1 protein-coding gene is annotated in these 328 nt (G+C 38.1%); it reads right to left on the bottom strand.

The window, feature by feature from the left end:
- The coding region (locus tag CWB98_RS23770; protein WP_283241231.1) for a cbb3-type cytochrome c oxidase N-terminal domain-containing protein at positions 1-328 on the bottom strand (328 nt) is incomplete at both ends.

The following is a 328-nucleotide window of genomic DNA, read 5'->3' as shown; positions in this document are numbered from 1 at the left end:
CAGTAAGATTAGGTCCAATACCGGCTACTCCATTTACAATACCACTTCCATTTTCACCATGACAAGTTGCACAAGCCCCTGGCTTTATAAACAAAGCTTTACCCGCAGCTATATCGTCTGCCCCCAGCAGTTTCACATTATTTTCATCAATATTGTTAGCCGCATTTTCTAAATAAAGCGCATGACGTGCTGCGGCAGCTTGCATATCAATTCTAAGTTCTTCTTGTTGTAAAGGCTTTGAATAGGCAACATGATAAGTATACAAATAGGTTACTGCAAAAACTATCGAAATAGCAAATCCATATTTCCACCAAATAGGAATATTATT

It is taken from the genome of Pseudoalteromonas rubra, from assembly GCF_005887115.1.
Lineage (GTDB): Bacteria > Pseudomonadota > Gammaproteobacteria > Enterobacterales > Alteromonadaceae > Pseudoalteromonas > Pseudoalteromonas rubra_F.
Note: the sequence above shows the minus strand (reverse complement) of the source record. Positions and strands in the feature narration are given on the sequence as shown.